The sequence below is a fragment of the Chitinophaga sp. genome (genome assembly GCF_036569125.1).
In the GTDB taxonomy this organism is placed as follows: Bacteria; Bacteroidota; Bacteroidia; order Chitinophagales; family Chitinophagaceae; genus Chitinophaga.
The window spans coordinates 1-8,742 of sequence record NZ_DATCRF010000239.1; the positions used below are offsets into that span (position 1 = coordinate 1).

At 49.6% G+C, this 8,742-nt stretch carries 5 protein-coding genes; 4 read left to right on the plus strand and 1 reads right to left on the minus strand.

The features are described from left to right. A partial coding sequence (locus VIM87_RS08490; RefSeq protein WP_331996566.1) for a TlpA family protein disulfide reductase occupies positions 1 to 815 on the plus strand: 815 nt, incomplete at its 5' end. 221 nt (positions 816 to 1,036) lie between these two features. Here the strand turns inward: VIM87_RS08490 and VIM87_RS08495 are convergent. Then, positions 1,037 to 1,462 (minus strand): transmembrane 220 family protein, encoded by a 426-nt coding sequence (locus VIM87_RS08495; protein ID WP_331996567.1) that lies wholly within the window; start codon positions 1,460 to 1,462, stop codon positions 1,037 to 1,039. Between the two features lie 317 nt (positions 1,463 to 1,779). On the opposite strand from VIM87_RS08495, the gene VIM87_RS08500 reads away from it, so the two are divergent. From VIM87_RS08500 to VIM87_RS08510, 3 genes are all read left to right on the plus strand, one after another. Next, complete coding sequence (locus VIM87_RS08500; protein WP_331996568.1) at positions 1,780 to 4,992, plus strand: TonB-dependent receptor; 3,213 nt, start codon at positions 1,780 to 1,782, stop codon at positions 4,990 to 4,992. Positions 4,993 to 5,093: 101 nt separating this feature from the next. Beyond that, a complete protein-coding gene (locus VIM87_RS08505; protein ID WP_331996569.1) occupies positions 5,094 to 6,836 on the plus strand; it encodes a RagB/SusD family nutrient uptake outer membrane protein in 1,743 nt (580 codons plus the stop codon). Positions 6,837 to 6,964: 128 nt separating this feature from the next. Next, on the plus strand, positions 6,965 to 8,742 hold a 1,778-nt coding region (locus tag VIM87_RS08510), incomplete at its 3' end, for a CRTAC1 family protein (protein WP_331996570.1).

Genomic DNA, 8,742 nt, shown 5'->3' on the forward strand with positions numbered 1-8,742 from the left:
TGAACCTGGGTGAGCTGGGGTATACAGAAATGGGAGATACCTATGAGGAAATGCAGCTCCGCGCCAAACAACACGCATTTAACTTCCCGTATTTATATGATGGCGATGATCAGAAGGTAGCCCTGGCCTACGGACCGGTAGCCACGCCCCATGCCTTTGTTTTTGATGAAGGCCGCAAGCTGCGCTACACCGGCCGCCTGGATAGTAAGGAAAAACCCGGCACCGGCCAGGCGGAAGATATCCGCGGGGCTATTGATGCAGTGCTGCACCACGGGGAAGTGAAAACACCGGTGCAGAAAACCTTTGGCTGCTCTATTAAATGGGCCTGGAAAGATGAGTATAACGCCCAGCTGTATAAGGAATGGGCCCAGCGTCCTGTAAGCCTGGATACCCTGGATGCCGCCGGCATCAAAGAATTATTAAAGAATAAGGGCGATAAGCTGCGCCTCATTAATATCTGGGCCACCTGGTGCGGCCCCTGCATACAGGAGTTACCCGGCTTTATAGATACCGACCGTATGTACCGGGAACGGGATTTTGAATTTATTACCATAACCACTGACAGCCCCGAGAAAATGAGCAAAGCCCTGGCCCAGCTCAAAAAGCTGCAGGCCTCCAATAAGAATTACCTGTACTCGGGCAGCGATAAGTACCAGCTCATAGAAGCCGTAGATCCCAACTGGCAGGGCGCTTTGCCATACACTGTATTGGTTGAGCCCGGCGGTAACATCGTGTACCGGCATCAGGGTGCAGTGAACATGCTGGAGCTGCGTAAGGCCATTGTGGAGAATAAGCTGATAGGGCGGTATTATTAGATCTCTACGTTTTCTCATGTCTTTCCCATGTGTTTCTCATGAGTTTCCCTAATAAATCCCATGTTTTTCCCATGTGAATCCCTAGTGAGGTTCATGTCAGGTACCAAAATGTGCACGGAATATTCGGGTGCAACTGGTACCCTTCCCTCCTAAAAAGGCCCCGTAATTGCTGCGACATTGCTGCGCAACTCCTCCCCCCTACATAAAACCCTACATATTTCCTACCGCTTCGTGATCTTCATCATCTGCTTCCTTTGCTTTTTCAGCGAGCGTTGGCTGGCATAGGTATAATCGATCACCAGTACAATGATCAGAATGAACAGGCCAAAGAACTCCCGGGTTTCCTCGATCCAGGGTTTGGTGGCCTTCATGGTTTCTGCAATATTCTCCGCATGGTGGTGTACCGCCCAGTCCATTACCCCGTATTTGTCGAAGAACAGGTATACCGCATAGGCCAGGTATACAAATACCCCCGCCAGGTAGGCGCCCCGGTAATACTGTTTACGCGCCGCCAGCGCACACAGCACGGCAGCATACAGGTAAATAGGCATCCACACATAAGGGTCCGGGTCGTTATATTGTAAACCGGCAAATACAATAAAAACCAGGCAAAATAGTATGTTGAATATTTTCATGAACACTTTCATGATATATAGCTTTTTAACACAAATTATAAATGTTTATATGAAATACGCTTATTTTATACAGTGTGTTGGCATTCAGCTAAATTTTTTTCAAAAACGTTAAATAAACACTTGTAAATGTTAAAATAAAGTTATAAATTGGTCAGGCAAACGAGCAATGATAAGTAAGAAATAACCGTACAACCAAAATCTATTTAGCCAGGACTTGTTATCTACGTATGCGAACAAAGCTTTTTTACCACGTTAACTTAAAAAGACCAAAATCTTTCTAAAAGATAATCACATAATTACACACTATTAAGTCTTTATAAAGCCACGTTATGAAAAAAATCTACCACAACCTGGTGGCAGGGTGCTGTTGCATGCTATTACTACTGTGCGTCAACAGCACCTTTGCCCAAACCAAGAAAATTTCCGGGAAAATTACTGCAGAAAACAATGAACCTGTTACGGGTGCAACCGTTCAGGTGAAAGGTACCAGCACTGGCACCGTCACAGATGTGAGCGGTGCCTTTTCATTAACGGTACCTGAAAACGCAACACTGGTAGTTTCTTTCGTAGGGTACAAACCACAGGAGCTCACCGTAGGGCCAGGCTCCGTTTACAACATTAACCTGGAAACCTCTGCCAGCGCGCTCAATGAGCTGGTGGTAACAGGTTACACCACCCAGCAGCGTAAAGACATCATTGGCGCTGTATCCACCGTAAAAGCAAAAGAGCTGGTAGCCGTACCGGCCGGTAATGCAGAACAGCAGTTGCAGGGCCGCGTAGCCGGTTTAACAGTATTGTCATCCGGCCAGCCTGGTACCACCAGCCTGGTGCGCATCAGGGGCTTTGCCTCTTTTGCCGGTAATGAACCCTTGTACATTGTGGATGGGGTGCCCACCTTCAGTATCGAAAACCTTAACAGTTTTGATATTGAAACCACTACTGTACTGAAAGATGCCGGTTCCGCCTCCATTTACGGCGCCCGTGCCTCCGCAGGCGTAATTGTGATCACCACCAAACATGGCAGCCGCCGTAATGATGGTAAGATCCAGGTAACCTACGATGGTTCCTACGGCTGGCAAACACCCGGTAAAGGTTTTGATATCCTGAACCCGGAAGAAACCGCCAAATGGACCTGGATAGCTGAACGTAATGCCGGTAAGGTAGAAGCCAATGGCAACCCTACCCACCCCCAGTACGGTACCGGCGTAAACCCGGTGCTGCCGGACTATATCCTGGCAGGTGGCAAAACCGGTGTATTTGCAGGAGACCCGGCCATTGACCCCAGTAAATACAATGTAGACTTTAATAAAGGCGATATTTACCAGATCGTAAAAGCTAACAAAGCCGGAACGGACTGGTATGATGCAATTACCCGCACAGCGCCCATCCAGCAGCATGCAGTAGGCCTGTCAGGCGGTAGTGAGAATTCCCGCTTCTACGCAGGTTTCGGGTATTATAACCAGGAAGGGGTAGTGCTCAGCACTTACCTGAAACGTTACTCCATCCGCGCCAACTCTGAGTTTTCTATCAAGAACCGGGTGCGCATCGGGGAAAACATTCAGATCACCTTCCGCGATAACCCGCAGCTCACCAACCTGAATGAGGGTAACGCCATATCCCTGGCTTACCGTATGAACCCGCTCATACCTGTACATGATGAATTTGGCGGCTGGGCCGGTACGGCAGCCAAAGGGTTTAATAACCCCAGCAACCCGGTAGCCAACCAAACCCGTTCAAAAGATAATAAAGGCCATGCCTTCGGTCTTTTCGGTAACGTATATGCTGAGGCAGACCTTTTAAAAGACCTCACCTTCCGCAGCAGCTTTGGAGGCGGCCTGTTTAGCTTTTATGCAAACGGTATCACCTCCCGCACCTATGAGAATTCTGAGAACATAGGCAGTGATCAGCTGTATGAAAGTTCTGGTTATGGCTACAGCTGGACCTGGACCAACACCATGCGCTATGAGCATACCTTTGGCATAAATAATATTAAAGCCCTGGTAGGTATAGAAGCCATCCGTGATGGCGCCGGCCGTGATATGAATGGTACAGGCCTCAACCCCTTTACCAATGTGGTGAACTACCGCACCCTTACCGGTACCCAGTCATCCGGCCGTACTGTAGGCAGTGAAGGCAGCCCCGGTAATGATATCTTCTCCATCTTCGGTAAGGTGGATTATACCCTGATGGACCGTTACCTGATCAGCGCCGTGCTTAGAAGGGATGGCTCCTCCAACTTCGGTATCGCCAACCGTTATGGTACCTTCCCGGCTGTTTCCGCCGGCTGGCGCGTTAGCCAGGAAGAGTTCCTGAAAGGCGTTTCCTGGATCAATGAATTAAAGCTCCGCGGTGGCTGGGGTAAAATGGGTAACCAGCGTATAGATCTGAACAACCAGTACAACCTGTACGCCGCCAGCTCCTCCTTCTCCGCTTACGCCATAGACGGCGCCAGCACCGCCACCTTTGAAGGTATTAACAAAGCCAGGATCGGTAACCCCGAAGGCCGTTGGGAAACCAACATCACCACCAACGTAGGCTTGGATGCAACTTTGTTCAACAACACATTAGACTTCATATTTGACATCTATAATAAAAAGACCAGCAATCTGCTCTTTAACCCGGAACTGCCCGGTACTGTAGGTCAGGTAACCTATCCTACCATTAACGTAGCCAGTATGAGCAACAAAGGCATAGACATGCAGCTCATTAAACGCGGCAACTTTGCCAAGAACTGGCGTTACGAAGCCAATTTAACCTTAACAACATATAAGAACAAGATCACCAAGCTGGCCGAAGGGGTTGACTACTTTGATGGCAACAGCTTTGGTTCATCCCGTATCGGTACTTTCACCCGTAATGCCGTAGGGCAACCCATTTCCGCTTTCTTTGGCTATGATGTGGTAGGCCTTTTCCAGGATGATAATGATGTAAAGAACAGCGCTGCACAGGATGGCGCTGCCCCCGGCCGTTTCAAGTACCGGGATGTGGATGGTGATAAAAAGATCACGGCCAATGACCGTACCTTCTTTGGCGATCCCAATCCCCGCGTGACTTCCGGCCTGGATATCACCATCGGTTACAAAGGGTTTGACTTTAACGTGTTCCTCTACGCTGTAACCGGCGCCAAGGTAATTAACTACACCCGCTGGTTCACCGACTTCTTCCCCTCTTTCCCGGGGCAGGCTATCAGCGGCCGTGTACGCGATTCCTGGACGCCTGAGAACAAAGGCACCAACGTACCCATTTTTGAGGATGTATCCAACTTCAGCACCAATACCCAGCCTAACTCTTATTACATGGAGAACGGCGCTTACCTGCGGGCCCGCAACGTGCAGCTGAGCTATACGCTGCCCGCATCCACGATCCGCACCATTGGTATGGAAAAGCTGAAGATATATGTACAGGCCGTTAACCTGTTCACCATTACCGGTTACAAAGGCCTGGACCCTGCTGTAAGCGGCGTGGATACCAACTTCGGGGTTGACTATGGTAACTATCCGCTTACACGCCAGTTTATCCTGGGTTTAAACGCCATTTTCTAACAGGTAACGATAGAATATAAAAATACACCTGCAACCGGGCAATTGCCTTAAAGCAGCAGGCCCGGTTCCAGGTGGTAACTCAAAGCACAAAAAATTTCCACATGAAAAATAAGATCATCATAGGCATGTTGCTGGCCGGAGGAATAGCAGTGGGGTTATATGCATGCAAAAAATCTTTCCTCTCACGGGATCCCATCGGGCAGCTGGGCGATGCAGATGTAGCTACCAAAAAAGGCGTGGAAGAGCTGCTCATAGGCGCCTATGCGGTGCTGGATGGCAACTACAACGGGTTTAACTGGCAGGCTTCCTGTACCAACTGGGTATACGGCAGTATTGCCGGTGGCGATGCGCATAAAGGCTCCAACGCCGGCGACCAGGCAGATATAAACCCCATTGAAAGATATGAGGCATTATCTACCAACGACTTTTTTAATGTAAAATGGAAAGCCGTTTACGACGGGGTAGCCCGTACCAATAACGTATTAAAAGCCCTGGCAAAGGCCGATGTATCCGACGCGGACCGCGGCCGTATACGGGCAGAGACCCGCTTTCTGCGTGGTTTTTATCACCTGGAAGCTAAGAAGATGTGGAACAACATCCCTTATGTAGATGAAACAATTGACTATGTAGCCAACAACTACAAAGTATCCAATACGGAAGATGCCTGGCCTAAAATAGAAGCCGACCTGAAGGCCGCTTATGACAGCCTGCCGGCAACAATGGCGCAGGTAGGCCGCGCCAATAAATGGGCAGCCGCCGCTTTCCTGGCCAAAGCCTATATGTTTGAGAAAAAGTATGCAGAAGCCAAACCACTGCTGGAAAGTATTATAGCAAGCGGCACAAATCCCAAGGGTGTAAAATATGCCCTGGCTGCCCGCTACCAGGATAATTATAATGCAGATACCAAGAACGGCCCGGAATCCATATTTGCTGTACAGGCGTCTGTAAATGACGGCGGTGCAGGTAACAACTCCAATCCCGATCAGATCCTGAATTTCCCTTACTCCGATAAAGGAGCCCCCGGCGGCTGCTGCGGATTTTTCCAGCCCACACAGGAGCTGGTGAACTCTTTCCGCACCGCAGGCGGCCTGCCTTTGCTGGATGGTACCTACAATGCCAACCCGGTAAAAAGCGATATGGGCGTAGCTGCCGATGCCGCCTTTACCCCGGATGCTGGTCCGCTGGATCCGCGCCTGGACTGGACAGTAGGCCGCAGGGGTATTCCCTACCTCGACTGGGGCGCACATCCCGGCATCTCCTGGATCCGCGACCAGTCTAACGGGGGCCCTTATTCACCTAAAAAGAACGTGTATTACAAATCACAGGAAAAGGTGCTTACAGATGGTTCCTCCTGGACCAATGGCCTCACCGCCATTAACTACATCCTCATACGCTATGCAGATGTAATTCTGTGGGCGGCAGAATGTGAGGTGGAGATCGGCTCCCTGGAAAAAGCCCGGGAATATGTGAACCTTATCCGTGAGCGTGCGGCCAACACGAACGGCTGGGTAAAAAATGCTGCCGGTACTGCACCCGCTGCTAACTATGTAATAAATGAGTATGCAACCCCCTGGACCGATAAAAATGCGGCCCGTAAAGCAGTTCACTTTGAAAGGAAGCTGGAATTTGGAATGGAAGGCCACAGATTTTTTGATTTAGTGCGCTGGGGAGAGGCAAGTTCCACTTTAAATGCTTATATTGCATACGAAACAACAATAATGAGCCTGTTAAAAGGCGTTAAGTTCACTGAACCGAAAAATACTTATTACCCGATACCGCAGCGGCAAATTGATTTGAGCGCGACCAATGGGGTCTCCGCTCTGGAACAGAATCCTGATTATTGATCAGGTTTTAGAATGGCGGAAGGAGAGGCACTTGTGCCTCTCTTTTATTTCCCCCTGGTTTATAGAAGAAATACCACAACAACAGATACCTACAACACGCATTACAAGAGAACAAATTGCAACGGACAATGAAAGCGCCTGAACACTTAGGCTGGTGCATGTGGATGTTACTATTTACTGTAGCCTGTACGCATACACCTGTCTTGTTTGAGCAAATAACCGCATCCCGCTCCGGGATTGATTTTGCAAACACCATAGCAGAAAGTGACAGCCTGAATGTGCTGAACTTTGAATACATCTATAACGGTGGCGGCGTGGCCATAGCCGATTTTAATAAAGATGGCAGGCCCGATGTGTTCTTTACCGGCAACATGGTGCCCAACCGCCTGTACCTCAATACAGGCAGCATGCATTTTAAGGATATTACAGCCAAAGCAAACATAAATGTGCCCGGCCGCTGGAATACCGGCGTATCCGTAATTGATATTAATAACGACGGCTGGCCCGACCTTTACGTGTGCGCCGCCATGAAAAAAGACAGCGCCAGCCGGCAGAACATGCTGTTCGTGAACCAGGGCCTGGATAAAAGCGGCACGCCGGTATTTAAGGAAATGGCACGGGAATACGGCATTAACGATGCCGGCTACTCCATTATGGGCGCCTTCTTTGATTATGATAATGATGGGGATCTGGACCTGTATGTACTAACCAACCAGATAGATTCCGCACACTTTCCCAGCAAATACAAACCCCGCCACCTGGACGGCAGCAGCCTGAATACCGACCGCCTGTACCGGAACGACTGGAATGATTCCCTGCATCATGCTTACTTCACCAACGTATCCAAACAGGCAGGGATCCTCATAGAAGGCTATGGCCTGGGCATAAACATTACAGACATTAACCGCGATGGCTGGAAGGATATTTATGTAGCCAACGATTACCTCTCTAACGATATTCTGTACATCAACAATCATAACGGCACCTTTACAGACCGTTCCGCCACCTGCCTGAAACATACCGCCTATTCCGCCATGGGTACGGATGTTAACGATATTAATAACGATGGCCTGGCCGACATCATCAGCCTGGATATGCTGCCGGAAACCAACCTGCGCCGGAAAATGATGATGAATGCCAACAACTATTTCACTTACATCAACAACGATCAATTCGGCTACGAATACCAGTACCCGCGCAATATGCTGCAGCTGAACCGGGGTAGTGTACCCGGTAAAGACAGTATACCCGCTGTAGCTTTCAGCGATATTGGTTTTATGGCCGGCATTGCAGCCACAGACTGGAGCTGGACACCCATGGTAACGGACTTTGATAACGATGGTTACCGGGATATTGTGATCACCAACGGCTTTCCGCGGGATATTACGGATCACGATTTTGTATCCTTCCGCGCCACCGCTACGCCTTATGCTTCAACAGAATTTATGCTGGAGCAGCTGCCCCGGGTAAAAGTGCCCAACTATGCCTTCCGGAATAACGGCGATCTTACTTTTTCCAATGTTACCAAACAGTGGGGCATGGAAACACCCACCTTCTCCAATGGCGCTGCCTATGCGGACCTGGATGGAGATGGCGACCTGGATTATGTGGTCAATAATATAAACGACGTAGCTATGGTATATGAAAACCATAGCAACCGGCAGCCCCATGCCGCGCACTGGTTACGCGTACAGTTCAAAGGCCCTCCGGGCAACCGCATGGGCCAGGGCGCCTGGGTACAGGTGAGGGCAGGTGACCAACAGCAACAGGTATACGAAAACACCATTTACCGCGGCTATCTCTCATCCGTAGAAAATGTAGCGCACTTTGGTTTGGGTACTGCAGACACGGTTACTGCCGTTAAAGTAACCTGGCCGGATGGTAAGGTGCAGGAGTGGAACAACAT